We start from the raw sequence: 22,299 nt of genomic DNA on the forward strand, positions 1-22,299 counted from the left end.
ATGAGCAGCAAAGATGTGAGCTGGCTGCTGGACGAATTCGGCCGGAACGTCGTGGGCGTTCGTGACAGCGTCCTGCTCTCGGCCGACGGACTGTGCGTCGCGAAGTCCGAACGCCTGCCGGAGGAGAAGGCCGAAGAGCTGGCGGCGATGGCCGCCTCGATGCAAGCGCTGGCCACGAAGACCGGGTCGAGCTTCGACGGAGGATCGGTTCGGCAGACCATCATCGAGATGGACTACGCCTTCCTGTTCCTCGCCGAGGTCGGTTATGGCACGCGGTTGGCCGTCCTCGCTGGCGACGGGGTGGATGTCGAGATGATCGGGCAGCAGATGGCTTCGCTGGTCGAGCGAGTTGGTGAACGCCTCAGCACGCCACCGCGAGGGAAGACCGACGAGCAATCCAGAGAGCACGCATGATGGACAAAGAATGGTTTGACGAAGCGGCGGGGCCGCTGGTGCGGCCTTACATGCGGACTGGCGGTCGGACCCAGTCCATCGGGATGGATCTGGACGTGTCCACGCAGGTGGTCGCAAAGCCGGGCGCGAGCAGCCAACCTGGTCTGTCGGCTCAGGACCTGGCCGTGATCGAGCTTTGCGAGCAGCCGCTGTCGATCGCGGAAGTCGCGTCCGCGCTGGACATCCCGATCCTGATGGCGCGAGTGCTGATCGGCGACCTCACTCATCGGGGAACCCTCACGGTCGGCACCGGCGAACAGGCCGGTGCGCCGAAGGCTCTGGACTTTCTGCAGGAGGTGCTCGACGGTGTCCGTGGTCTCTGAAGCGCAGGCCGGGGCCGTCCCCGAGATGCCGAGATCGGCGAAGATCGTCTTCGGCGGCGGGTTCGGGGTGGGCAAGACGACGGCGATCGGGAGCCTGTCGGAAGTCCCGCCCATGCAGACCGAGGAGATCCTGACCGCCGCCAGCGTCGAGGTCGATGACCTGGAGGGTCTGGACGCGAAGAAGACGACGACCGTCGCGCTGGATTTCGGCCGGGTGAGCCTGAACAGCGGGGCCATGCGGCTGTACCTGTTCGGCACGCCCGGCCAGGAGCGCTTCTGGTTCATGTGGGACTCGGTCTGCCACGGTGCGCTGGGGGCCGTGGTGATCGTCGACACGCGCAGGCTGGACCACAGCTTCGCGATCCTGGACTACTTCGAGGACCGGCAGATCCCGTTCATCGTCGCCGTCAACGAGTTCGACGGCGCCCGTCGGCACACCCCCGAGAAAGTGGCCGAAGCGCTCGACCTCGACGACGATATCCCGATCCTGCTGTTCGACGCGCGTGATCGCGCCAGCAGCAAGGAAGTCCTAGTCAACATCCTGGAGCACGCGATCGAGCGCGTACGCCGCACGGGGGTCGCCGCGGGCGTCGAGTGACCAACCCGATACGCCGCAGGTTCGCGAGGTTCTGGCCACCCGCACCGCCGCGAAAAACGAGTTCGGAGCCAGGCCCCCGGTGCCACTCCGCGCCCCGGCGCCCCGACATGCTGGGGATGTGGTCAGTTTTGCCCTAAAACTGCCCGGTGTTTACCGGTTCGAAGACGGGCGCTCAGGCCGCAACTGGCTTCTTCGGCCGGGTGCCGCTGGTTGGGTGTGGGCGTCGACGGTGTCGTCCTACTTTGCGCTCGCGCCGGATCGCGCGCAGGTAGGTCGGCACGTCGACGTTGATGGAATCGATCGGTGCGATTCCGTACCGCTTAGCGGTCCGGTCGAGGTGGGCGTCGATCTCGGACACCATGTCGCCGGTGGGCGGTAGGACGGCCTCGCCCGCGACCAGCTCAGCGATCCAATCGGCTTGCTGCTCGACGAGGTGGGTGATCGCACCCACCGGCCGGATGAGCCCGGCGAAGTACAATCCGGGATGGTACGGCGGAATCACGCGGTGGTACAACGCGACCCGACCGCCGGAGGAGAACACCGCGTCCTGCGGGACGAACGGAAACGACACGCGGTATCCCGTGCAGTAGATGACGGCGTCGACCGCTTCGCTGCTGCCGTCCACGAAGTGCACCTCCGAGGAATCGAAGTGGTCGATCATCGGCCGCACTGCGATGGCGCCGTGCCTGATGCGGCTCAGGAGCTCGTCCGAGATCGTGACCGGCGCCTCCAACACGCGATGATCGGGCTCCGGGATCCCGTACGAGGTGATCGGTCCTCGGACGATCCGCAGCAGCACCTCGATGAGCTTCCGCTGCGCGGGGAAGGGCAGCCAGGACCACCAGCGGCTCGCGGCGATCTCGTCGATCGGCATGCCCATCAGCTGCTTGGGCACCACGTGCGCACCCCGTCGGAACGAGAGTGTCGTCCGTTCGGCCACTCTGGACAGTTCCACCGCGATATCACACGCCGAGTTCCCGAAACCCAGTACGAGAACGTGCTTTCCCGCGTACCGAGCGGGTTCGACGTAGTCGGCCGAATGGATGATCTCACCGCGGAACGAATCACTGCCGGTGATCATTGGTTCCGGGAACTTCGGCTCCCACTGGTACCCGGATGCGACCACCACGTGGCCGTAGCGGCGACGGTGCTGCGCACCGGTGCGGTCGCGAGTGGTCACTTCCCACGTGCCGTCCCGGCAATCGCGGATCGCCACCACCTCGGTGCGGTACGCGATGTGTCGCGTGAGTCCGTGGTGGTCGGCGAATTCCCGGAGGTAAGCGGCGACTTGATCGTGCCTCGGATACGGAGGGTACGAATCGGACATCGGAAACCCGCTGAACGAGGTCACCGCGCCCGAGGTGTTCAGGTGCAGGGACCGGTACGCGGGGGAACGTCCTGACGTGCCGTCGTCGGTGAAGCGCCACACGCCACCGACGTCGGCGCCTCGATCAAAGCATGCGAACGGAACATTGCGGTGCCGCAGTGCGCGTGCTACGGCGAGTCCGGAAAATCCGGTCCCAACAACGCAAACATCACCGTCGGGATTCTTCTCGGTGTCCTGAGTTCCCTGGTATTCCCCCGAATTTCCCATGAGGCCCACCTCTGCTGTCACGATCAGTCAAGGTTGCTTCAATTGGACGTGATATTTAATGATGTATCTGGGCCGACTTGATCCAGCATAAGTCCCAATGTGGAGGTCGGGGAAGTGTCCAGTCCTCTTGATGTGCCCTCGGGAACAAAAAGATGGGGAATCTACAACGCATCCACGCTGTCCTACGCAGAATTCCTCACCGCACACTGGAGAGAAATGTCCCATCAGTTGGGATTCTCCCGGTCTGATATCGACAAATCCGTTGCGGAACTCCGCGCCGTGCTGTCCCCGTGGGGGGACCAGCTGATCGGTTCAGCATGCGTACCGCCGTCGTTCGTCGCCGCTGACGGCTTTCCCGCCGAACTGTCGGTGAGCTGGCGCAACGGCCGGGCGGAGCTGCGCGTGCTGTTCGAATCGCTCGGAACCGAACCGACGCCGCGCAGTCGTCAGAAAGCGGGACTCGCGTTAACGCGCCGCCTCGCCGGTACCCGCGGCGTCTCGCTGGACCGATTCCGCGCGGTCGAAGATCTTTTCCTGTCCGACGCCCCGCAGCCGAACCGGCCTACGGTGTGGCACTCCCTGGCCTGGCGGCCGCCGCACCCGCCGAGCTACAAGGTCTACCTCAACCCGCAAGCACACGGCGTGGACCGCACCGCGGAGGTCGTGACCGAGGCCATGCGCCGTTTGAATTTGATCAATGCCTGGCTGTCCGTCCGCCAACGCTTGCCCGAATTCGTCCAACGCGGCCACGAAATTGATTTCGTCGGCCTCGACTTGCGGCGGGACGCACAGTCGAGGGTCAAGATCTACTTTCGCCACCACCCGATGCGAAGGTCCGAAATAGACGCTGTCGCTGCGCTGGCCCACCGCCACAGCACCCTACGAGCGCAACGAGCATGGCGCGCCGTGTACGGCACGGGGTGGGACGGCATGATCGACAACGAGCCGTTGACGTGCCTGGCGTTCCGCGCGGGCAGTCCGGGCCCCGACGAAGCCAACCTCTACCTGCGCCTACCGGACAACGCCGGATCCGACGCCATCGCCCACGAGCGGATCATCGGTCTGATGCGCGCCGAAGGCATCGATCCGCTGCGGTACCAAGAGTTGATCCGCTCAACAGCACCAGCACCGCTGGAAACGATCTCCGGACTACAAGAGCTGCTCAGCTATCGGACGATAGCTCCGAGCCGCCCAGCCGACCTGGGTGTATACCTCAGATTCAGCACCTACAACACCCAGCCGATCCACAATCGACATGAGACCGGCGACCACTGCGGACAGGCCGCGGCGGGCTGAACTCAACTGCCGACCGGGTACTGGCGTCGGAGACCACGTCCGACAGGCCTCGACGCACCGGTGAAATTTCGAGCGGCCATCTCGACCGCACGGACGTTGCACCCTTGGTGGTCCGGCTCGTCGGGTCCGATGTGGTGGACTGCCGCAGCGGAGTCCACTCGGGTTGGACCCGTCGACGAAACTTTCGTCGCGCGAAAGGGTTGTAGCGGGTCGGATTTGCCGGGGTCATAGTTTTCGTGGTTCGGGTCACACCCGACGGGTTTCCGGTTCGAGGTCGCCGTCTACCGGTTCGGCGGCCACCGCTGCATGCGCATCTCCGATGTCACAGGTGATGAAGGAGCGCCGACGATGCCGTCACCTCCGCTGCTCGATGTCAGTGATCTGCACGTCCGTTTTCCGACTCCGGACGGCCCGGTGCACGCAGTCGCCGGTGTGTCGTTCGCGGTGTCGGCAGGCGAGACGGTCGCTGTCGTGGGCGAGTCCGGTTCTGGCAAGAGCGTGTCCTCCCTCGCCGTGCTCGGGTTGCTCGGTTCGGGCCGCATCTCCGCGGGGTCGGTGCGGCTGCGGGGCGAGGAACTCGTGGGGGCCGATCGTGAGCGGCTGCGCCTCCTGCGCGGCCCTGAGATCGCCATGATCTTCCAGAATCCGACGAGCTCGCTGGATCCGCTGTTCACCATCGGGGATCAGGTGATCGAGGCGTTGCGGGTGCATCAGGCGATGCCCCGTCGGGCTGCCCGCGCCCGCGCGGTGGAAATGTTGCGGGAGGTCGGGTTGCCGGACCCGGAGCGGCGGGTGCGGTCCTACCCGCACGAGTTGTCCGGCGGTCAGCAGCAGCGGGTCATGGTGGCCATCGCGTTGGCGTGCGAGCCAGCGCTGCTCATCGCCGACGAGCCGACCACTGCCCTCGATGTGACTGTCGAAGCGCAGATCCTGGACCTGCTGCGGAGGATGCAGCGCGAGCACGGCACGGCGTTGCTGTTCATCACCCATGACATGGCGGTGGTGGCCGAGATGGCCGACCGGGTGGTGGTGATGTACGCCGGGCGGGTTGTCGAGCACGGACCGGTGACCGAGGTGCTGCGCTCGCCGCGCAACCCGTACACCCGGGCGTTGATCGATGCGATCCCGACACCGGCGACCCCGCGGGATCGTCCGATGTCGGCGATCGCGGGCAGCGTGCCAGCGCTGGCGGAGATGCCCGCTGGGTGCCGGTTCCACCCTCGTTGCCCGTCGGTGCACGACAGATGCTCGGTGGCGGAGCCGCCGCTTTTCGAGCTCGGATCGGCAACGGCGAGTCGGTGCTGGCTGCACGAGAACGCGCCGACCGCAGGGGAGGTGCATGGTGTCGGGTGACGGCGTTTCCGCAGCAGAGTCGGTCCCGCTGTTCGAGGCGCGCGGTTTGGTGAAGCAGTTCCGCTCGCGTCGCAGCGTGGTGCAGGCGGTCAACGGCGTCTCGTTGACGATCCCGCGCCGCCGGACCGTGGGCCTGGTGGGGGAGTCCGGTTCGGGGAAGTCGACGATCGCCCGGCTGGCCTTGCGCCTGCTCGATCCGACCTCGGGTGAGTTGAGCTTCGACGGCGTCGATCTGCTGCGTGCGTCGCGGGCCCAGTTGCGGGCGTTGCGGCGGCGGATGCAGATCGTGTTCCAGGATCCGTTCGGTTCCTTGAATCCCCGGATGCGGGTGCTCGACGCGGTGGGGGAGCCGCTTGCGGTGCATCGGCTGGCAACCGGGAAGCGGCGCGTGGATCGGGTGGTGGACCTGCTGGAGAGGGTCGGGCTCGGCGCCGGTGACCTGCACAAGTTTTCCCACCAGTTCTCCGGTGGACAGGCGCAGCGGATCGGCCTCGCGCGGGCGCTGGCCACCGACCCGGACCTGATCGTGTGCGACGAGGCGGTCTCGGCGCTGGACGTCTCGGTGCAGGCCCAGGTGTTGAACCTGCTCAAACAACTCCAGGCCGAGCTCGGCCTGTCCTACTTGTTCATCGCGCACGATCTCAACGTCGTCCGGTACATGTCCGACGAGGTCTGCGTGATGTACCTGGGGAAGATCGTGGAACGGGGCGATGGCGACGAGTTGTTCGCCGACCCGCGCCATCCCTACACCGCGATGCTGGTCTCGGCCGTCGCGGAGTTCGCGCCGGAAAGCATCGGCGATCGCGGGCACCGCGCGGTGCCCCGTGGCGAGCCCGCCAGCCCGAGCAACCCGCCGCCGGGATGTCCGTTCCACCCCCGCTGTCCACAAGCGATGCCGCGCTGCCAGCAGGAAGTTCCTGTCATGCAGCGGATTTCGGCCGACCGCGCAGTGGCCTGCCACTTGTTCGACGCGCCGCAGGAGGTGGGTTTCCGGTGATCGCCTACACGTTGCGCAGGTTGGGCTACGGCGCGGTGGTCATGGTCCTGGTCACGGTGCTGGTGTTCGTGATCATGCGGCTGGTGCCGGGCGACGCGGTGAGCCTGCAACTCCAGGACACCGGGGTGAGCAAGGAAGAGGCCGAAGCGCTGCGCGCGGAGTTCGGGCTGGACGCCCCGGTCTGGGTGCAGTTGTGGGACTGGCTCCGCGACGCCTTGCACGGGAATCTGGGCACCTCGTTCTACGGTGGGGAGCCGGTGGTGGGGTTGTTCCTGGACCGCGTTCCGGTGACCGTGCAGCTGGGGCTGATGGCCATGGCGGTCGGCTCGTTGCTCGGGATCGCGTTCGGCGTGATCGCCGCGGTCACCCGCGGTTCGGCGATGGACGGTGCGGTCCGGTTGTTCGCGGTGGCGTTCCTGTCGGTGCCGAACTTCGTGGTCGCGTTGTTGTTGCTGACGATGCTGGCGCTGTGGTTCGCGTGGTCCCCACCGATCGTCTACACCGGACCGGGCGAGGACTTCGCGTCGTGGGCGCAACAGGTGGCCATCCCGGTTTTCGCGTTGGGCACCGGAGGAATGGCCGCGGTGGCGCGGATGACGCGCTCGTCGATGTTGGAGTCGTTGGGATCGGACTACATCCGCGCGGTGCGGGCGAAGGGCGTGCGGCAGCGGACCGTGGTGCTCAAGCACGCGCTGCGGAATTCCACGATCGCGGTGCTGACGTTGCTCGGATTGGAGCTGGCCACCGTGCTGGGCGGAACGGTGATCATCGAGCAGATGTTCGCGATCCCGGGTACCGGGCAGCTGATCTACCAAGCGGTGCTCGATCGAGATTACCCGGTGGTCGTGGCCTGCACGATCTTCTACGCCGGTTTGTTCGTCATCACGATCATCCTGATCGACCTGCTCTACGCACTGGTCGATCCGCGCATCCGCACGGGGAGGGCGTTGTCGTGAGCGAACAGCGGACCACGGACGCGGGGGTGCAGAAGGCGCTGTGGGGGTTCGTGCGCGCCCAGCCCCTGGGCGCTGCCGCGTTGCTGCTCGTCAGCGTTTTCGTGCTGGTCGCGGTGGCGGCGCCCTGGGTGGCCCCGCACGATCCGCTGGAGCAGTTCCGCCGGAGCATCCTGGATCCGCCCTCGGGAGCGTTCCCGCTCGGCACCGACGATCTGGGGCGCGATGTGTTGAGCCGCACGATCCACGGCGCCCGCACATCGTTGATCATCGGGGTGGCGACCACGGGTATCAGCCTGGTGCTGGGCACCGCGATCGGCGTGGTTTCCGGCTACTTCGGCCGTGCCGTGGACCTGGTGGTGCAGCGCGTGATGGACGCCGTGCAGGCGATCCCCAGCATCGTGCTGCTGCTGTTCATCGCGGTGATCCTGGGTCCGTCGATGCGGAACACGATCATCGCCCTGACGGTGGTGATCACGCCGTCGTTCAACCGGATCGCACGGGGCGAGACGCTGCGCATCCGCGAGGAGCGCTACGTCGAGGCCGCGCGTGCCACCGGAGCGGGCACGCCTCGCATACTGGTGCGGCACGTGCTGCCCAACCTGCTCGCCTCGGTGTTCACCCTGGGCAGTCTGCTCTTCGCCGGGGTGCTCATCGCGGAGTCGGCGCTGAGCTTCCTCGGTATCGGAGCGCCGCCGCCAACGCCGTCGTGGGGCCTGATGCTTTCCGAAGGCGTGCGCTACGTCGAGCGCGCCCCCTGGATGATCCTCGTCCCCGCGGTTGTGCTGTCGCTCGCGGTGTTCAGCTTCAACCTGCTCGGTGACGCCCTGCGTGACCATCTCGATCCGCGCCTGCAACGGTCGGCCGTCGATCGGGAGGCTCGGCGCTGGTGGGGGCGACGCCTGATGGCCAAGCTCGTCCCGAGCCTGGCCCGCGCCGCCGAACAAGCCGAATCCCCCAACGAGCGGGCCGATGGGTCCGGCCACGCACCCAGCCGCGAAAACCGCCGGGAGACAGGAGCATCGTGAAGATCTCAAAGCAGCGACGAGGCGCTTGCAGCGACAACCGCGCGGCGCATGGGGAGTCGGCGTGAAGCGCCGCACGCTGCTGGTCGCGGCGCTCGCTACGCCGTTGTCCCTCAGCGCCTGCGGTCGTGGACGCACAGCGGGCCCGGTCGGTCCGCCGCGACCGGGTGGCACGCTGGTGCTCCAGTCGCCCGGTGAGATCACCAACGGGCTCAACCCGTTGAACACCAGTGATCCGACGGCGATGGGACTGATCTCGGGCACGGTCTACAGCAAGCTGGTGGACTTCAAGACCGGACCCGGCGCGAGGGAGTTGGAAGTCGTGCCGGATCTGGCCGAGTCCTGGGAGATCTCGCCGGACGGGTTGACCTGCACGTTCCACCTGCGCCGCGATGTGCGCTGGCAGAACATCCCGCCGGTGAACGGGCGCCCGTTCACCGCCGACGACGTGGTGGCCACCTTCGAAGCGCTGAAGAAGGCCACGACCGTGCACCAGTGGATGATCGAACCGGTCACGAGCATCGTCGCGCCGGACGACCACACCGTCGTCTTCACGCTCAGCCGCCCCTACAGTCCGCTGCTGGACTACTTGGCCTACCACTTCAACATGATCCTGCCCCGCGAAGGCGTTGAAGGCCGGTTCGACCTGGCGACCCAGGCGATCGGGACCGGGCCGTTCATCCTGGATCGCCACACGCCCGACGTCGAGTGGGTGTTCCGGCGCAACCCGGACTACTTCGTCCCGGGACGGCCCTACCTGGCGGAGATCCGCCGCCCGATCCTGACCGACACCGCGGCCGTCACGGCGGCGCTGCGCAGCGGGCGTATCGACGTCGGGACCACCAGCGACGTGAACGTGGCCGAACAGCTCGAATCCAGGGGCGGGTTCACCGTCATCGAGGCCCCAGGTGCCCCGATCAGCATCTACCTCAACCCCGCGGTCGAACCGTTCGACGACCTGCGGGTGCGGCGCGCGGTGGTGCAGGCGATCGACTGGGTCGGGATGGGCGAGAACATCCGGGGCCACTTCAACCTGACGTCGATGCTGCGCCCGGACACCAGCACCGCGGCACTGACCCGCGACGAAGTCCGCAAGATTCGGCCGCTCGATCCCCAGGGCGCGAAGGCGCTGCTGGCGCAGGCGGGCTTGCCGACCGGGTTCGCCACGAAACTGCTGGTGCAGCGCGTCGATGACGAGGACGTCCGCGAGGCGCAGTGGATGCAGGCCGACCTCGCCGAGATCGGGGTGCGGATGGAGATCGAGATCGTCGATCCGGGCGCGGGTATCGAACGGCGCCGCAACCACGACTTCGCGATGGCCAAGGCACTTCGCGGCGTGCACCTGCCCGATCAGGTGTGGCGGGACTTCGAACCCGACTCGATCGAGAACTACGCCCTGGTCAACGATCCAGTTCTCAACGAGCTGCTGGAACGGTCGCGCACCGAGCTCGACGAGCAAGCGCGCGCCGATATCTACCGGCAGATGCAGGTGCGCATGGAAACGGAGATCTGCCAGGCCATCTACCCGATCCAGAAGTTCGACTACGCGATCGCCAGCGATCGGGTGCGGGATCTCTGGCCGAGCCCGATCTACCAGGGCAAGCGACTCGCGGACGTCTGGTTGAGCGACGCATGATCCGCGACGCTCGCGAATCCGCCTCGTGCGCCTAGGGTTTCCGGCCCGCGCCGCCGGTCATGAAACGGGCCGCGATGGACGTGGCATCGGTGACGGGCGTGTCCGGACGCCACAGCGGCAGCGGGACGATGCCCGGGGTGAGCAGCTCCAGCCCGCCGAAGAACCGGGCGAGTTCTTCGGGGGTGCGGACTCGTCCGGTGCCCAGCTGGGACAGCAGCACCCGTTCCAGCTCGACCGACTCCTGCGCATCACCGAGCCTCGTGAAGTTGGTGATGAAGAAGAACGAACCCGGCACGACCGCCTCGCGCAAGACGTCGACGATGCCGTCCGGGTCCTCCTCGTCGAGGAGGTGGTGCAGGATGCCGCACAGCATCACGCACACCGGCTCGTCGAAATCGATCAGGCTGCGCGTGTCCGGGTGGTCCAGCACCTCGCGCGGTCGGCGGATATCGGCGGTGACCACCCGCGTGTTGGCGTCGTTGGCCAGGATCGCGCGGCCGTGCGCGAGCACGATCGGATCGATGTCGACGTACACGACGCGGGCCTGGGAGTTGGCCTCCTGCGCGACTTCGTGCGTGTTCTTCGCCGTCGGCAACCCCGACCCGAGATCCAGGAACTGGGTGATGCCCGCCTCGGCGGCGAGGTAGCGCACCACGCGGTGCAGGATCGCCCGGTTGTGCAGCGCGATCTCCTTCAGTTCCGGCATGACCGCCAGGCTCGCTTCGGCCACCGCCCGGTCCGCGGCGTAGTTGTCCTTGCCGTTGAGCATCACGTCGTAGACGCGGGCCGCGGTCGGCACGCCGCTGTCCAGCTCCGCCGAGGGGCCGGTACCAGCCTCGCGATCACGTGCCCAACTCAGGTGATCAGAGGACATCGGGACTCCCTTGACGTTGAAACGACCTGGGCATCGTAACGGTCCCGGCACGCGCGGTCACGAATGTGTCGAAAGGTCGCAAGGGCGCCCACGAAGGAGGATCTGCCGTGCTGTCGGTGCCGGTTCAGGCAGGCGGTGCGAGGACCACTGCGGAGTTGTGGCCGCCCAGGCCGAGCGAGGACTTCAGGGTTAGCCCGTCGGCCGGAGTGGTTGGTCCGGCCAGCAGTCGTGGGTGTCCTGGGCCGAACAGCGGTGGTGCGGGGATGAGCCCGCGGTCGTATCCCAGTGCGGTCGCGGTGATTTCCACCGCCGAGGCCGCGGCCATGCAGTGGCCCACCAGTGGTTTGACCGAGAAGAGTTCGGCGTCGGCGGGCAGCAGTTCGTCGAACACGGCCGCCTCGGCGCGGTCGCATTGCGCGGTGCCCGGCCCGTGGGCGTTGAGGTAGCGCACCTGCGACGCGTCCACCCCGGAGTTGGCCAGTGCCTCGGCGAAGCACCGGGTGATCTGGGCGCGGCTCGGGTCGATCGAGGAGACGTGGTGGCCGTCGTGCGACATCGCGCCACCGAGCACGTGGAGGTACGGATTGGGCGACCGCTTCGACAGCACCATGCCGACCGACGCCTCGCCCATGATGAAGCCCCGGCTGCCCTCCTGGAACGGCATGCAGGCTCGTCGCGGCTCGACGTCGGTGATCGCGACCCCGAGCCGTTCGAAGTGCAGCACGATCTCGGGCGTGGAGGACAGGTCGGTGGCCACGAACACCACGTCGTCCACGACTCCGGCATCCAGCCATGCCTTCGCGGTCAGCAAGCCCGCGTTGCCGGAGGCGCAGGTCGCGGAGACGCTCATCGCCGGTCCGTGGAAGTCGAACTCCTGCATGAACGTCGACACCGGGGTCGAGGGCATCAGCGCGAGGTAGTCGCGCTTCGACACGTCCGCGCCTCGCTTTGCGTAGAAGTCGCGCCAAAGGTCGACATCCCCGAGCACGGCGGCGTGCAGCAGGCCCACGCGCTGTCCGGGCTGCCAGCCGCGGTGTTGGGCGTCGGTGATGGCTTCGCGCGCCGCGGCTCGCATGGCTCTGGCGAAGCGGCTCGGCCCATCGAGCTCGTCACCGCCCTCGGGCACGGCTGCCACCCACGCCGCCTGGTCCCGGTCGGGACCGTGCCCATCGATCAGGCGGGCGGCTACCTTGCTGGTGGCCAAGCCGTCCCACAGGGCCGCACGGCCCCAGCCGTAGCCGGTCACCGCGCCGATGCCGCTGATTCCGCAGTGCTGCGCGAGCATGCTCACCTTCCTCGGATCGCGATCTTTCGATTCACCACCGCGCTGTGGCGGGCAAGGGTCCGAATCGCCGTGCTCGGCTTGATCAAAAACCCAAGATCGAATTACCTGCCGTCACGGAAATGCTTCGAAAACCCTCGTTAGAGTGAAGAACAAATCGGAATGTCGCTACCAAGTGTGTTCGTGTTCTCTTTTCTTAACACGAACGGGTGAAGATCGGATTTCGCGGTGCGCCCGTCGATGATCCACGGCTAGCTTTTGCTGGCTCGTTGTGCCTTGCGAGGGGTTGATGACCAGCACAAAGGGGAAATCGACTGGGGTGGTGGCGCAGCGCTACGGCTCGGACGGGTCAGTTCGCGCGTTGATCGGGTGCGGGAAGTCTTTTCATTGGATGGACCATGGCGGTTGATCCGGACGGCGAATTCCCTGGCGGCGCCGCTGCCAGCCGCGAGTTCCTGGATCTCGCGTTGTCCGCATACGGCGCGGTCGGCTGGACGATCGATTTCGCCACCGATGAGATCACCTGGATGACCGGCATGGATTTGATCCTGGGCATGCCGGGTGCTGACGAGGGCAAGATCCGATCCCGACTCCGGGAACTCGTCGAACCCTGGTTGGTGGTCGCCGAGGAGACCGCGGTGTGGCGGGACTTCGATCTCGAACAGCCGATCGGCGCCGCGGACGGCGGAACGAGGATCCTGCACTTCCACGCCCGACCGCTCGGCGACCGACGCACCGGCAGCCTGATCGGGCTGGTCCGCGACATGACCGGCCTGCATCGGGACCGGCAGGCGTTGACCGATCTCGCCGACCGGTACCGCCTGCTAGTCGAGCTCAGCCCCGATGCGATCTGCGTCCACCAGGACGAAATCATCAGGTATGCCAACGCGGCGATGGGCTCCATCCTCGGTGTCGGGTCCAGCGCCCAGCTGCTCGGGCGGCGGGTCACCGACTTCGTGACGCTGGACTCGGTCCAGCGGATGCGCGAGCGGATCAGGGCGCTGACGACCCAAGGCGCGGCCACTCCGCGGGCCCAGGCCGAACTGCTGCGCGTTGACGGCACCCCGGTGCCGGTGGAGTTGGTTTCGGTGCGCACGACGTGGGAGGGCCGCCCGGCGCAGCAAGTCATCGGACGAGATATCTCCGTTCAGAAAGCGGCCGAGGCCACGTTGCGCTACCAGGCGGCCCTGTTGCAGCACGTCAACAACGCGATCATCGCGACGGACCGGGAGGGTGTGGTCACCAGCTGGAACCCCGCCGCCGAAGACGTGTACGGCGTGCCCGCGGATCGGGCGCTGGGTCGGCATGTCGCGGAGTTGGTGGGCGTGCCGTTGCAGCCCGAAGCGCTGCTCGCTGACGGCGGCGTCACCGAGGCCCTGCACCGGCGCAGCGACGGCGCCGCGCTCGTGATCCGGATCTCGGCCGCGGAAATGGAGTCCGGTTACGTCCTGGTGTGCGCGGACGAGACCGCGCGGCGACGGGCCGAGCAAGATTTCGCCACCGTCGTCGCCGCGCTGGAGGAAGGCGTCGTCGTGGTGGGCCCGACGGGCCGGATCGAGTCGGCCAACCCCGCCGCCGAACGCATCCTCGGCAAGACCAGCACCGAGATCGTCGGCTCCTCGCCGATGTCCTGGCCGGTGTTCGACGAAGCCGGTAATCCGCTGCGGGAGGACGACTACATCGCGATGTCGACGCAGCGGACCGGCGTGCCGGAGAATTCGCGGGTGCTCCGCATCCAGCGGCCGGACGGGCGCAGGGTGTGGCTGGCGATCAACTCCCGCGCCCTGAATCCGCAGGATCGCCCGCCGCACATGGTCGTCACCTCGTTCACCGACATCACCGAGAGCCGGGCCGCACGGGAGCGCCTGGAGTACGAGGCGACCCACGATCCGCTGACCGGATTGGCCAACCGCACGCTGGTCCTGCGGCACCTCGAGCAGTCGCGCGCGCACCCGATGGCCGTGCTGTTCCTCGACCTCGACAACTTCAAGCTCATCAACGATTCCCTCGGCCACGGCGCCGGTGATGACGTGCTGCGCACGATCGGGCGGCGCCTGTTGCGCGCGACGCGGACCGAGGACCTGGTCGGCCGACTCGGCGGTGACGAATTCGTAGTCGTCGCCCACGGCGAGGGAGACCACGACGCACTCGGCGAGTTCAGCGAACGCCTGCTCGGCGCGCTCACCGAGCCGATCCACGTGCAGGGCAGGCAGTTGCACGTCAACGGCAGCATCGGAGTGGTGGTATCCAGACCGGGCGACACCCGCTCCGGCCAAGAACTCCTGCGCGACGCCGACGTGGCGATGTACCGGGCCAAGACGCGAGGCGGCGGGCGCTACGCGTTCTTCGGCGTCGAACTCCGCGAACGCGTTCAGCGCCACATGGTTCTGGAGCAGGACCTCCGCCATGCCGTGCAACGGGACCAGCTCTGGGTGGCCTACCAGCCGGTCGTCGATCTGCGCACCGATCGCATGGTGGCAGTGGAGGGTTTGCTGCGCTGGACGCACCCGGCGCACGGGACGGTTTCGCCGGGGGAGTTCATCTCGCTCGCCGAGCAAAGCGATCTGATCAACACCATCGGCGCGCACATGCTGCGCACCGCGACCCGGCAGCTCGCCGCCGAACGCGAGCGGCGAGATTCCGACCTGCACCTCAACGCGAACCTCTCACCACGCCAACTCGAAGATCCGCGTTTGCAGTCGATCGTGCAGCAGGCGCTCGCGGCGGCTGGTCTGCCCGCCCGAGCACTGTGCCTTGAAGTGACCGAAAACGCGATCATGCAAGACCCCGCGGCCGCTGCGCGCGTGCTGGAGGAGCTGCGGGAGCTCGGGGTGTACCTGGCGATCGACGACTTCGGGACAGGAAACTCATCGCTGGCGCAGCTTCGACGCCTGCCGCTGGACATCCTCAAGATCGACCGGTCGTTCGTCACGGATCTCGTCGAAAGCGAGGAGCTCGAAGTCATAGTCACCAGCATCGTCGACATGGCCCATGCGATAGGCGTCAACGTGGTGGCCGAAGGAGTCGAAACCCAACAACAACTAGACCTCCTCCGCCGAATAGGCTGCGACAAAGCCCAGGGCTACTACCTCGGCAAACCAACCCCAATCGAAACCCTCCCCAACCCCTGACCCCCGCAGCGGCCGGAAACCTTCCCCAGCCGGTTGCGGGAGTTACCCGCTCACCGACCTCAACGGAAACACCACGGGCACACGCGTCGCACCCGAATTCCGAACAGCCTTGGCGCATCCGCAGTTGGCGTTCTGATCGGGATTGGCGAAAGCCGCCCCGAGGAGCGGCTTTCGCTGGGATTCCGAGCACAGGCCAATGATCTCGGGGGCTGAGAGCCTGTGGCACCCCGGAATGAAGCCGGGCTTCCGGCGGGTGCGGGCCCCGGGGAGCTCCTAGCTCGATCCGTTCAGGTGCGTGCGAATGGCTACTGCGTGGTCGAGTTGGTGTTGATGAACCGCAGGCCGTTGAGTAGCCAGAATGCGCCAGATCGTGATTGCTTCTTCGATGATCTCAAGCGCTTTCTTCCGCAGTCCCAGATCCGACAAGCGTGCGGACTGGTTGGTCAATGCCCGAGCGAGGTTGGGGAGGAAGGTGTCGGGCTGGGCTTCGTCCAAAGCCCGCCAGATGCGAACGGACTCGCTGATAACCTGCAACGCTTCCTCGTGCCGGCCCAATTCGGACAAGCGTCCGGATTGGTTGGTCAATGCCCGCGCAAGGCCGGGGAGGTAGGTGTCGGGTTGGGCTTCGGCCAGCGTCCGGTAGGTCGTGACGGCTTCGGTGGCGGCATCCAACGCCTCCTCCAGCCGCCCCGATCCCGAGTAAACGGATTGGTTGCCCAACGACGCGGCGAGTTCGGGGAGGTAGGTGTCGGGTTGGGCTTCGGCCAGGGCTCGATAGGTCGTGACGGCTTCGGTGGCGGCCTCGAACGCTTCCTCGTGCCGGCCCAATTCGGACAAGCGTGCGGACTGGTTGGTCAATGCCCGCGCAAGGCCGGGGAGGTAGGTGTCGGGTTGGGCTTCGGCCAGCGTCCGCCAGATGCGAACAGCTCTGGCGACCTGCTCCAACGCGTCCTCCAGTCGCCCCAACCCGGACAAGAAAACGGACTGGTTGGCAAACGCCTCGGCGAGGTCGGGAAAGAAGATGTCGGGCTGGGTTCGGGCCAGATACACGTAGGCCGTGACGGCTCCCCTGCTGACCTCGAACGCTTCCTCCAGCCGCCCCAACCCCCACAAGTAGGTGGACTGGTTCAGCGCCGATGCGGCGAGGTTGGGGAGGTGGGTTTCAGGTTGAGCTTCCGCCAAAGCCCTGAATGCCGCGACAGCTTTGGCGTTGGCATCCAAGGCTTCCGCTTTTCGGCCGAGTTGGGCGAAGGCGAGGGCGAGGTGGTTGCTCCAGTGTGCGGTTTCCGCGGGATCGGTGTCGGGTGGTAGTGCGTCGTGTATCCGCTTTGTGACAGCTAGCGCGGCAGGGGCCAGGGCGACCGTGGGGTAGGGGATCTTCGCTGCGATCTGGCGGAGGGTGTCATCCTGGATGGGAGCGTCGGTCAATGCGTTCGCGAGGTGGTCGCCGAGTATTGTGCCGGTTTGTGCGGTGGCGATGATCATCGCGTCGGCTAATTCCGGCAAGTTTGCTCGCACGATTTCGTCGAGCAGGCCCTCCGCCTGGTCGTGGTGGGCGCAGGCGCGGGTTAGTACGGTCAACGCTCGAATCGCTTGCGGTTGCGACAAGCCGGTGAAGCACGTCTGCCGAAGCAGTTCGTGTTTCGCGAGTTGGTTGGCGGCGTGCCGCTCAGCGAGCAGATCGGGCCGCAATACCTCCGCGGTGCCGTTTGCTGCGGGGTAAAGTTGCCGCGACCACCGCGCTAGCGCTCCGATCTTCTCCTCGTTGGCGTCTGCCAGGTCGGGAACTCGTCGGATGATGTGTCGGAGCGCGGACTCGTTGCCGGACTTCGAGTCCGGCAGGAGTGCGAGCACGGCGATCACCTGTTCCAGCACGGGCAGGGACACGCCCACGCCGGACCGTTGGGCGGTATCGGCCCAGAGCCGGCTCTCGTGGCCCAGAAGTCGATCGAGCACGCCCAGATCAGCGGCCGCCCGCCCGCCATGGGTGCCTTGTTCGTCGTCGAGAACCGCCACTAGCGCGGCGGCGTGCAGCACCAGCACTGGCAGTTGTTCGGATGAGTTCGGAAGTTCTGCCTCGGGTGTGGGGCGTCCTCTCGCCTTGGCGTAGCAGGGCAGTGCTTCCTGGAAGATGCGGAGGTTGTCGTGCTGGGCATCCAGGGGCGGAGACAACTCCCGCGTCAGGGTTCGAGCGGTCAAGGCCCTGGTCGCATCCGAGGTGGTATCCAGCGCGGTCCACCACTCACCGACGTGCCGGGCCAGCAGCAACACCCGCAACCCACCCGTGCGGCCTGCGGCTTCCTGTGCGGCCACTTCGGTCAGCATCGCCGACAGGTCCGAGCGGGTCTCGGCGTAGTCGACGATCAGCAGCACTCGCTCTTTCGCCAGGGCGGCCGCCTGCACCGCGCTGACCTCGCCGCCCGGTCGGATCCGCGGCTGGACGATCCACTTCTGACGCCGCAACGCATCGGCCAGCGCCAGCGCCAGCCGCGTCTTGCCCACGCCGCCAGGCCCGGTCACCAACGACACCGAGCACGCGGCCTCGTTTGTGCACCACGTTTGCAACCACGCCAGCTCCTCGGCACGCCCGGTGAACGCGACCACGGCACGTTCCGGCCGCAACAGCGCTGCCGGACTCTGGTGGTCAACCGCGGACGGTTCGCCGCTGGCTTCGAGCGCGTCCCGCGGTGTCCGCTTCGCCTCGGCGATCCGGCGGCGTGCGTTGATCACCTCGCTGACGAACGAACCGGCCGCACCCGCAGCGATGGCAACCAGCGCTCCCACCGACAACTGCCAGAAAGGGGACCATGCCTCCGGTGGCTTTTGCGATGCAATCGCCCCCGCCACGATCATCAACAGGAAAAACAGCGCCAGACGGCCGTACCCTTCCGACTTCATGGCGACCATGATCGCCCACCAAGACCACGCGTTGCAGTGCCTTCATCGCAATCCGCGATCCCCGGAACCACAAGTGGGCAACCACCGCGAGAGCAGCCGGTGCGCCCCCGGAGAAGCGGCGAAGCTTGTAATGCTCCAGCCGCGCTTGGTGATCTTTGCCGCTGGAAGGTTGTCGATTTTGTGCTGACCGATGAGGACCTGGATGCCTGGTGGCCGGGCTGGACCACGCACAGCGCTAGATCCTTTCGACGGGGGCTCGGCCGCTGCGGGCGCTGCGGCGTAGCGGCAGGACGGGCAGCCATGTGTCGACTGCCTTGCGGATCAGCATCAGCACGCCAGCGGCGACGAGCACCAGCAGGGTGTTGGTCAGCGCGGTGGAGAAGCCGAGCCGGTCCGGGTTGAGGAACGGGTACGGGTACCAGGCGACGAGCGCTCCGTGCACGAAGGTGTAGGCGATCCACAGCACCGGCCAGCCGAACGCCCAGGCCACTGTGGACCACCGGATGCGCGGGCGGGGACCGAACAGCAGCCAGCCGATCAGCATCATCCACCGGGATATGTAGTGGAATCCGACGGTCACCAGGTAGGCGACACCGGTGAGGTGGACGAGCTTGGCAAGCACGAACGCGAACACCACGCCGGTGATCGTGATGCCCAGCAACGCGTCCAGTTGCAGCACCCGCCACCCCCGGCCAGCCCGCACCGGGTCGAGCACCATCGCGATCGCGGCAGACCGAGACATCCGCGCCACGTTCATTCGATGAACACCCGCGAGCTCCGCCCGTCGAAGCGACCCCCGCCGCTGCGACGATCGCGAGGGTTGTCCGAACTCTCAGCGCAGCAGGCTCGCGACAGCGTTCGCGAAATCTTCCGGAGCCTCCTGCGGGACGTTGTGCCCCACACCCGGCAGGAACCGGTGATCGTACGGCCCGGTGAAGCAATCGCGGTCTTCGGCGGCGCTCGGACCACCCACGCCGTCCGCGCCGGATTCGATTACCACGGTGGGAACGGTGATGGGCGGCTGCTGTGCGACGCGGTCCTCCAGCTGCTGGTACCGGGGGTCGCCAGCAACGAGCCCGTAGCGGTGCCGGTAGGAGTGGATCACGACGTCGACGAAATCGGGGTTGTGCAGACTCGGAGCGCTCGCCGGGAAGTTCGCGGTGGCACCCGCCCACTTCGGCGACCACGTGCGCCACAGCAGTTCGCACAGCTCGTCGCGGTTGCGGTCCAGTCCGCGTCGCCCGCGCTCGGAGTGGAAGTAGTACTGGTACCAGTACGTGCGCTCCCATTCCGGTGCCACGGGCTCACCGGCGTAGGCGAGGTTCTGGATGTTGTAGCCGTCGACGGTGACCAGACCGCGAACCCGCCCAGGCCACAGTGCGGCCGCGATGCATGCCGCCCGGCCTCCCCAGTCGTAGCCCGCGAGGACCGCGGTTTCGATGTCCAGCGCATCCATGAAGTCGAGTAGGTCCTCGGCGAGCGCGGCCTGCTGCCCCGAGCGGATCGTGGCATCGTCGCGAAACCGCGTGGGGCCGAAGCCGCGCAGGTAAGGCGCGAGGACGAACGCGCCAGCGGTGGCGAGGATCGGGGCGACTTCGTCGAACGCCCTTACGTCGTACGGGAATCCGTGCAGGAGGATCACCGGCGTGGCATCGGTTTCGCCCGCGGATTCGTACGCGATGTCCAGCACCGGAGTCGCGACCAGGCCAGACGCAGAAAAAGCCATCGGCCGATCATGCCACAACCACCCGGCCAACCTGTTGCGCGCGGTCCGTACCTCCGTCCCAAGTGGACCGACCTTGAGTTCGTGGTCAGGGCTTTGCCAGGGGAATGATCCGGCGGACCTTGCCGCTGCTCGCTTGTTCAGGCGCCTCGTCGCCTCGTTCGAACGAGACACCACCGACCCGGTGCTCGGCCAGCAGCCGAGTCAGTTCCTCCTGCACGGTCCGCCAGACCTGATCGCTGTCAGCGCTGGTCTTCGGCTGCAGCCGGACCCGGAGCTTGTCCGGTGCCGTCTGGACCAGTTGGTACCGCTCGACGCCGGGCACCCGGTCGAGCAGCGTGCCGAACAGCATCGGCGACAGGCTGATGGTTTCGCCGTTCGCGGCGGGGAGGGTGACCAGGTCGGCCGCCCGGCCCTGCACCCGGATCGCGGGCAGCGGGCTGCCGCACGGACACGGATCGGGGCGGAAGAGCATGCCGTCGCCGAGGTCGTACCGCAGGATCGGCTGGACCCGGTTGGCCAGGTTGCTGATCAGCACGGTGTGCGACGGCTGGCCGGGCGGCACCGGGCGGTAGTCGGCATCAACCGGCTCGACCACAGCCCAGTCGGCGTTGACGTGGTACCAGCCGTGTGCGCAGCTGAAGGCGAGCAGCGCGCATTCGGTGGCCATGTACGCGGGTCGCACCACGGCGTCGAAGGCGGTGGCGATCCGCTGGCGGGCTTCGTCGGTGACCGTCTCACCCCCGGGGAGAACCACCGCCGGTCGAATGCGCAGTCGGCCAGCCTCCTGCTCGCCTGCCAGCGTCGTGAGCAGGCTCAGGAAACCGGCGATGCTGGCGGGGTTGTAGTCGTTGAGCTCGGCGACGAGGTCCGGCAGCGGTTGGTTGATCGAGAAGACCTGCAATATCCGGCCGAGCCACGGATGGTCGAGGCGGAATCGTGCCGTCGAAGCGGTGGAGTAGAAGTGGCCACCAGTCGCCGCGACGACGGCGGTACGCCCAGCGTGCGTCAGAACCCGCAGGTTGCCGCGGTGCCCCATCCCGCTGTTCGCGCGTGATCCGAGGGCGAGGTGCACGGTCGCGTACCGATCGTCGCTGAGGAACACACCGCGGACACCGGTGGTGCCCGACGTCGTGGCGACCAGGTACTGGTCCTGGAACCGATGTCCGACGAGGCCGGGATCGGCTAGGAATTCGTCGACCTTCTCCCGCGTCACGGCGCGGTCGGTGAGCCAGTCGTCGAAATGGGACATCAGGATCTTCTTGTCCGTCACCGGGAGCAGCGTCGGATCATCGACCCGGTCGGGGAGGTCCTGGTAGAGGTCGCGGTAGAACGGTGAGTTGGCACGGGCATGCGCCACGGCTTCGGCCAGCCTCGTACGCTGTCGCCGCGCAATCCCGGCTGGGCCCTCCCGCTGGGCTCGCCGCGCGTCGCGTGCCAGCTCTCGCACGGACTCGGTCATGATCGCTCCTTTCGCTGAGCGGCCTGCGGCACGGACAGCAGGCCGTGCAAGGCGACGTCGCGTGCCCGCTGAATCGACTGCCATACCTGCTGCCGGGATTGGCCGCGCTCGATGCTCACCAGGGCGGCCTGATACATCGCGCCGAGGAGAGATCCGGTCATCGCGGCTGCGGTCACCTCGTCCAGGTCGGGAAATTCGGCCACCAGCGCATCGGCGATCTTGCGCTGGAGTTCGTGCAGCACGGACTGCAGCCTGGCCTGCAGGGCGGGGGTGGTCAGGATCAACCGGGAAAGGGCCGCCTGTTCGGCGGGACCGTGCGACGACCGAGTGGGCACGACACGCGCGTCGTACTCATCGACGAGTCGGGCCAGCGCCTGTCCAGGACCCTCGTCCGACCGGCGATCCCGGATAGCCGCCAGGAAGTCGTCGTACCGCTGGTCGTCGAACACCACTTCGTCCTTGCTGCCGAAGTAGTTGAAGAACGTCTTGGGGTCGACATCGGCCTCTGCGGCGATCTGCGCCACCGTCGTCTGGTCGTAACCCTGCTGGAGGAAAAGCGCGATCGCCGCGTCGGCGATCCTGCGCTTGGTCAGCAGCTTCTTGCGCTCCCGCCGGGACTCCTGCACGCCTCACCCACATCCTCGATCGAACTTCCAGTCAATAGAATAATCCAATGACTGAAAGTTTGCTCGAGGGGTGAT

19 protein-coding genes are annotated in these 22,299 nt (G+C 67.0%); 11 read left to right on the forward strand and 8 right to left on the reverse strand.

Annotated features, from left to right (window positions below; genetic code table 11):
- The 3 genes from MOQ72_RS00065 to MOQ72_RS00075 all read left to right on the forward strand — a co-directional run bounded on the left by MOQ72_RS00065 (nucleotide 1) and on the right by MOQ72_RS00075 (nucleotide 1,374).
- Entirely contained in the window at nucleotides 1-414 is a 414-nt protein-coding gene (locus MOQ72_RS00065) for a roadblock/LC7 domain-containing protein (protein ID WP_242179557.1), read from the forward strand.
- An 83-nt stretch (nucleotides 415-497) separates the two neighbouring features.
- A complete protein-coding gene (locus MOQ72_RS00070; RefSeq protein WP_242179559.1) occupies nucleotides 498-776 on the forward strand; it encodes a DUF742 domain-containing protein in 279 nt (92 codons plus the stop codon).
- 25 nt (nucleotides 777-801) lie between these two features.
- A complete protein-coding gene (locus tag MOQ72_RS00075) occupies nucleotides 802-1,374 on the forward strand; it encodes a GTP-binding protein (RefSeq protein ID WP_242179956.1) in 573 nt (190 codons plus the stop codon).
- Nucleotides 1,375-1,546: 172 nt separating this feature from the next.
- Here the strand turns inward: MOQ72_RS00075 and MOQ72_RS00080 are convergent, their stop codons facing one another.
- A complete protein-coding gene (locus tag MOQ72_RS00080; protein ID WP_277953339.1) occupies nucleotides 1,547-2,968 on the reverse strand; it encodes a flavin-containing monooxygenase in 1,422 nt (473 codons plus the stop codon).
- Nucleotides 2,969-3,184: 216 nt separating this feature from the next.
- Between MOQ72_RS00080 and MOQ72_RS00085 the strand changes: the two genes are divergently transcribed.
- From MOQ72_RS00085 to MOQ72_RS00110, 6 genes are all read left to right on the forward strand, one after another.
- On the forward strand, nucleotides 3,185-4,264 hold the full coding sequence (locus MOQ72_RS00085; RefSeq protein ID WP_242179561.1) for a tryptophan dimethylallyltransferase family protein: 1,080 nt from the start codon (nucleotides 3,185-3,187) through the stop codon (nucleotides 4,262-4,264).
- A 348-nt stretch (nucleotides 4,265-4,612) separates the two neighbouring features.
- Nucleotides 4,613-5,617, forward strand: a complete 1,005-nt coding sequence (locus MOQ72_RS00090; protein WP_242179563.1) for an ABC transporter ATP-binding protein — start codon at nucleotides 4,613-4,615, stop codon at nucleotides 5,615-5,617.
- Nucleotides 5,607-6,614 (forward strand): ABC transporter ATP-binding protein, encoded by a 1,008-nt coding sequence (locus MOQ72_RS00095; protein ID WP_242179565.1) that lies wholly within the window; start codon nucleotides 5,607-5,609, stop codon nucleotides 6,612-6,614. The genes MOQ72_RS00090 and MOQ72_RS00095 overlap by 11 nt, the downstream gene beginning before the upstream one ends.
- Nucleotides 6,611-7,570 (forward strand): ABC transporter permease, encoded by a 960-nt coding sequence (locus MOQ72_RS00100; protein ID WP_242179567.1) that lies wholly within the window; start codon nucleotides 6,611-6,613, stop codon nucleotides 7,568-7,570. Before MOQ72_RS00095 ends, MOQ72_RS00100 begins: the two co-directional genes overlap by 4 nt.
- The gene (locus MOQ72_RS00105) at nucleotides 7,567-8,595 is read left to right on the forward strand and encodes an ABC transporter permease (RefSeq protein WP_242179568.1); all 1,029 of its coding nucleotides are present in this window, start codon (nucleotides 7,567-7,569) and stop codon (nucleotides 8,593-8,595) included. The genes MOQ72_RS00100 and MOQ72_RS00105 overlap by 4 nt, the downstream gene beginning before the upstream one ends.
- Before the next feature lie 61 nt (nucleotides 8,596-8,656).
- Complete coding sequence (locus MOQ72_RS00110; RefSeq protein ID WP_242179571.1) at nucleotides 8,657-10,228, forward strand: ABC transporter substrate-binding protein; 1,572 nt, start codon at nucleotides 8,657-8,659, stop codon at nucleotides 10,226-10,228.
- 31 nt (nucleotides 10,229-10,259) lie between these two features.
- Here the strand turns inward: MOQ72_RS00110 and MOQ72_RS00115 are convergent, their stop codons facing one another.
- Nucleotides 10,260-11,102: an SAM-dependent methyltransferase gene (locus MOQ72_RS00115; protein WP_242179573.1), complete on the reverse strand. Its 843-nt coding sequence runs from the start codon at nucleotides 11,100-11,102 to the stop codon at nucleotides 10,260-10,262.
- Between the two features lie 124 nt (nucleotides 11,103-11,226).
- Nucleotides 11,227-12,387: a beta-ketoacyl synthase N-terminal-like domain-containing protein gene (locus MOQ72_RS00120; RefSeq protein ID WP_242179576.1), complete on the reverse strand. Its 1,161-nt coding sequence runs from the start codon at nucleotides 12,385-12,387 to the stop codon at nucleotides 11,227-11,229.
- A 395-nt stretch (nucleotides 12,388-12,782) separates the two neighbouring features.
- Between MOQ72_RS00120 and MOQ72_RS00125 the strand changes: the two genes are divergently transcribed.
- Nucleotides 12,783-15,515, forward strand: a complete 2,733-nt coding sequence (locus tag MOQ72_RS00125) for a sensor domain-containing protein (RefSeq protein ID WP_242179585.1) — start codon at nucleotides 12,783-12,785, stop codon at nucleotides 15,513-15,515.
- 273 nt (nucleotides 15,516-15,788) lie between these two features.
- On the opposite strand, the gene MOQ72_RS45065 is transcribed toward MOQ72_RS00125, so the two are convergent.
- Entirely contained in the window at nucleotides 15,789-17,918 is a 2,130-nt protein-coding gene (locus MOQ72_RS45065) for a tetratricopeptide repeat protein (protein ID WP_242179594.1), read from the reverse strand.
- Between the two features lie 187 nt (nucleotides 17,919-18,105).
- Between MOQ72_RS45065 and MOQ72_RS00135 the strand changes: the two genes are divergently transcribed.
- Nucleotides 18,106-18,600, forward strand: a complete 495-nt coding sequence (locus MOQ72_RS00135) for a hypothetical protein (protein ID WP_242179596.1) — start codon at nucleotides 18,106-18,108, stop codon at nucleotides 18,598-18,600.
- 48 nt (nucleotides 18,601-18,648) lie between these two features.
- Here the strand turns inward: MOQ72_RS00135 and MOQ72_RS00140 are convergent, their stop codons facing one another.
- The 4 genes from MOQ72_RS00140 to MOQ72_RS00155 form a co-directional block, all read right to left on the reverse strand.
- Nucleotides 18,649-19,155 (reverse strand): Pr6Pr family membrane protein, encoded by a 507-nt coding sequence (locus tag MOQ72_RS00140; RefSeq protein ID WP_242179597.1) that lies wholly within the window; start codon nucleotides 19,153-19,155, stop codon nucleotides 18,649-18,651.
- A 90-nt stretch (nucleotides 19,156-19,245) separates the two neighbouring features.
- On the reverse strand, nucleotides 19,246-20,139 hold the full coding sequence (locus MOQ72_RS00145; protein WP_242179599.1) for an alpha/beta fold hydrolase: 894 nt from the start codon (nucleotides 20,137-20,139) through the stop codon (nucleotides 19,246-19,248).
- Between the two features lie 85 nt (nucleotides 20,140-20,224).
- The gene (locus tag MOQ72_RS00150) at nucleotides 20,225-21,598 is read right to left on the reverse strand and encodes a phenylacetate--CoA ligase family protein (protein ID WP_242179607.1); all 1,374 of its coding nucleotides are present in this window, start codon (nucleotides 21,596-21,598) and stop codon (nucleotides 20,225-20,227) included.
- Complete coding sequence (locus MOQ72_RS00155) at nucleotides 21,595-22,224, reverse strand: TetR/AcrR family transcriptional regulator (RefSeq protein ID WP_242179609.1); 630 nt, start codon at nucleotides 22,222-22,224, stop codon at nucleotides 21,595-21,597. Before MOQ72_RS00155 ends, MOQ72_RS00150 begins: the two co-directional genes overlap by 4 nt.
- Nucleotides 22,225-22,299 lie beyond the last annotated feature (75 nt).

It is taken from the genome of Saccharopolyspora soli (genome assembly GCF_022678645.1).
Classification (GTDB): Bacteria; Actinomycetota; Actinomycetes; order Mycobacteriales; family Pseudonocardiaceae; genus Saccharopolyspora; species Saccharopolyspora soli.

What these genes read in the sequence shown, in the direction of transcription:
- MOQ72_RS00065 (WP_242179557.1), top strand. Translation starts at nt 1, where the DNA reads ATGAGCAGCAAAGATGTGAGCTGGCTGCTGGACGAATTCGGCCGGAAC.
- MOQ72_RS00070 (WP_242179559.1), top strand. Translation starts at nt 498, where the DNA reads ATGGATCTGGACGTGTCCACGCAGGTGGTCGCAAAGCCGGGCGCGAGC.
- MOQ72_RS00075 (WP_242179956.1), top strand. Translation starts at nt 802, where the DNA reads ATGCCGAGATCGGCGAAGATCGTCTTCGGCGGCGGGTTCGGGGTGGGC.
- MOQ72_RS00080 (WP_277953339.1), bottom strand. Translation starts at nt 2,968, where the DNA reads ATGGGAAATTCGGGGGAATACCAGGGAACTCAGGACACCGAGAAGAAT.
- MOQ72_RS00085 (WP_242179561.1), top strand. Translation starts at nt 3,185, where the DNA reads ATGTCCCATCAGTTGGGATTCTCCCGGTCTGATATCGACAAATCCGTT.
- MOQ72_RS00090 (WP_242179563.1), top strand. Translation starts at nt 4,613, where the DNA reads ATGCCGTCACCTCCGCTGCTCGATGTCAGTGATCTGCACGTCCGTTTT.
- MOQ72_RS00115 (WP_242179573.1), bottom strand. Translation starts at nt 11,102, where the DNA reads ATGTCCTCTGATCACCTGAGTTGGGCACGTGATCGCGAGGCTGGTACC.
- MOQ72_RS00120 (WP_242179576.1), bottom strand. Translation starts at nt 12,387, where the DNA reads ATGCTCGCGCAGCACTGCGGAATCAGCGGCATCGGCGCGGTGACCGGC.
- MOQ72_RS00125 (WP_242179585.1), top strand. Translation starts at nt 12,783, where the DNA reads ATGGCGGTTGATCCGGACGGCGAATTCCCTGGCGGCGCCGCTGCCAGC.
- MOQ72_RS00140 (WP_242179597.1), bottom strand. Translation starts at nt 19,155, where the DNA reads ATGTCTCGGTCTGCCGCGATCGCGATGGTGCTCGACCCGGTGCGGGCT.
- MOQ72_RS00145 (WP_242179599.1), bottom strand. Translation starts at nt 20,139, where the DNA reads ATGGCTTTTTCTGCGTCTGGCCTGGTCGCGACTCCGGTGCTGGACATC.
- MOQ72_RS00150 (WP_242179607.1), bottom strand. Translation starts at nt 21,598, where the DNA reads ATGACCGAGTCCGTGCGAGAGCTGGCACGCGACGCGCGGCGAGCCCAG.